Genomic DNA, 2,516 nt, shown 5'->3' on the forward strand with positions numbered 1-2,516 from the left:
TATGAATAGATTTGTATTCGGATGTTGAGCCAACAAAAACTAGCACCATAAGATTATAACTTTCATGATGCCAGTCGCTACCGCTGCTCAATGTCCGAAACAAATTATAGAACGAAACCGCGAAGCCTGCACTATGGGGTTTCAATCTAACCTATCCCTTTTAAAGTAGTCTTATTATATATTTTATCACAATTTTTGGTAAAAGCAGGGCTTAAATATCATATTAATCAACAATTTTTCTTCGATAAAGATATACTTTCCCCCTCCCCATAGCTAGCGCTATTTCACATTTTGTACTTTTATGCTATTTTAAAAATTTCATCGGGCGGATGAGCCCTTTTAGAATCTAACTTTTTCTTGGTCTCCATGTTTCCACCACAACAAGGACATTTGTTTATATCTATTCCTGTAAGCTTGAACAGCAGCTCCGCTGTACTTAATTTTGATAATTCATTAGTTTTCTTAATTTTTGCTTTAAGAATCCTTTTACACTTTTTAAGTTTTGTTACACGATTACGATTACTCAAGAATCCATAATGCCTTATTTTTACAAACTTGCTAGGTAACACATGCATAAGAAACCTGCGGATAAATTCCTCTGCGGTAACAGTCATAAACTTTTGTTTATTATTATCTCTGTAATCTCTCCATTTAAAGACTACGTAACCATTCTCTAAAGCAACAATTCTATTGTTTGAAATTGCTACTCTATGTGTATATCTTCCTAAGTATTCTAGCACGTGCTCCGCACTACTAAAGGGAGGTTTGCAGTAAACTACCCATTCCTTTTTATAAAGTTTATCTATAAAGGCTTGAAAGACACTTTTGTTTCTTAATTCCTCAGCATCACCAATAAGTTTCAATTTATGATTAGTGTAGTATTCTTTTTTCAAGTAGTATAGAAACTTACCACGAAACTTTCTTGATAAAACCCTCACTGGTATAAAAAAGTCCTTCTTAGAACTTACCCATCTAGTTCCATCTAAAGATAACCCTCCACTGGGAACTACACAATGTATATGAGGATGATTCATAAGATTTTGTCCCCAAGTATGGAGTATAGAAGTAAAGCCTATATGAGCACCGAGATATTTTATATCCTTTGAAAGCTCTAAAAGAGTTTCAGAGGTAGCCTTAAACAAAATTGAATATATCTCTTTCTGATTTATTAGAGTTAAATAGTTTAATTCCTCCGGAATTGTGAAAACCACATGAAAATAGGATACTGGTAAAAGATCATCCTTTCTGTTTTGGAGCCACTTTTCTTTGGCTAATGTCTGACACTTAGGACAATGCCTATTTCTGCAAGAATTATAAGAAATTCTTGTATGTCCACATTCATCACACTGCTCTACATGTCCTCCTAGTTGAGAGGTTCTACACTCAACTATGTTATGAATCACATTTCTAACATGATGTGGCAAGTTATGAGTTTTTAAATATTTCTCTCCATGCTGTGAAAATATATCTTGAACTTCAATCATCTTATTCACCTAACAAAGTGTCCAAAGGACTTTTTATACTAAGTAAGTCCATTCTTCTAAGATGAAGATATATAGTTGTGGTTGATATTCTCGTATGCCCTAGAAGTCTTTGAATGTAGCAGATATCAGTACCTGAATCTAGAAGATGCGTAGCAAAGCTATGCCTTAGAGTATGAACGGTTGCATGTTTAGAAACTCCTGCTTTTTTTCTAGCTTTTTCAAATACTCTCTGTACACTTCGTGGCTTTATAGCATCGGTACGATACCTTCCTGAAAATAAAAACTCTTTTGGTTTATATTCCTTCCAATATTCTCTAAGAACTTCAAGATTCGTTTTAGAAAGCAAAGTATATCTATCTTTTTTACCTTTTCCTTCTCTTATAAATATTTGCATATTCTTGCTATCAATATCAGTTATTTTCAGATTGCAGACCTCACTAACTCTTAATCCTCCGGAATAAATAGTCATAAGTATTGCCTTATGTTTTAGATACTCAGTAGCATCAAAAATTTTCTTTACTTCCTCGGGTGATAGCACTATAGGTAATCTTCTACGCTCTTTAACTCTTGTAAGTTTCTCAACATTCCATGGTTTATTAAGAATTTTGGTGTATAAAAATTTCAAAGCACTATAACCTGCATTTACAGTACCTTCATTTAACTTTTTTTCTGTGATACAATAGTGTAAATACTGACGTATTTCAGATTCACCTAGTAAGCTTGGTGACTTCTTGTAAAAACGCACAAAGCCACTAACGTGGTAGATATAGTTTTTAATGGTTTTAGGACTATACCCCCTTAATTCCATCTCCATAATCATTTTGTTTCTTAGTTCTGACATGTTAACACTCCTTTTTATTTTATCGTGGTTGACCCTTATATTGTTGCCAATATAAGGGAATAATAAGGAGTGTTCATGATAAATAGAGTGGTAGTTTCTTTGAAACTACCACTCTATCAATATATCTTAAGTTTTAAACTAAATTTTAAAATTGGATCCTTATCCGCCACCGCCGAGCAGCGGTTTAGTTC

The 2,516-nt window shown here is 33.5% G+C and carries 2 protein-coding genes; both read right to left on the reverse strand.

All coding sequences use genetic code 11. The features are described from left to right. Positions 1-299: 299 nt before the first annotated feature. Positions 300-1,484 (reverse strand): IS91 family transposase, encoded by a 1,185-nt coding sequence (locus J2Z44_RS21245; protein ID WP_021283175.1) that lies wholly within the window; start codon positions 1,482-1,484, stop codon positions 300-302. Position 1,485: 1 nt separating this feature from the next. Then, positions 1,486-2,325 (reverse strand): site-specific tyrosine recombinase/integron integrase, encoded by an 840-nt coding sequence (xerA, locus tag J2Z44_RS21250; protein WP_021283176.1) that lies wholly within the window; start codon positions 2,323-2,325, stop codon positions 1,486-1,488. Positions 2,326-2,516 lie beyond the last annotated feature (191 nt).

The sequence above is a fragment of the Clostridium punense genome (genome assembly GCF_017874425.1).
Classification (GTDB): domain Bacteria; phylum Bacillota; class Clostridia; order Clostridiales; family Clostridiaceae; genus Clostridium_J; species Clostridium_J punense.

Bases quoted from the DNA above. Each gene is read 5' to 3' on its own strand.
- J2Z44_RS21245 (WP_021283175.1), bottom strand. From the start codon at position 1,484: ATGATTGAAGTTCAAGATATATTTTCACAGCATGGAGAGAAATATTTA.
- xerA (WP_021283176.1), bottom strand. From the start codon at position 2,325: ATGTCAGAACTAAGAAACAAAATGATTATGGAGATGGAATTAAGGGGG.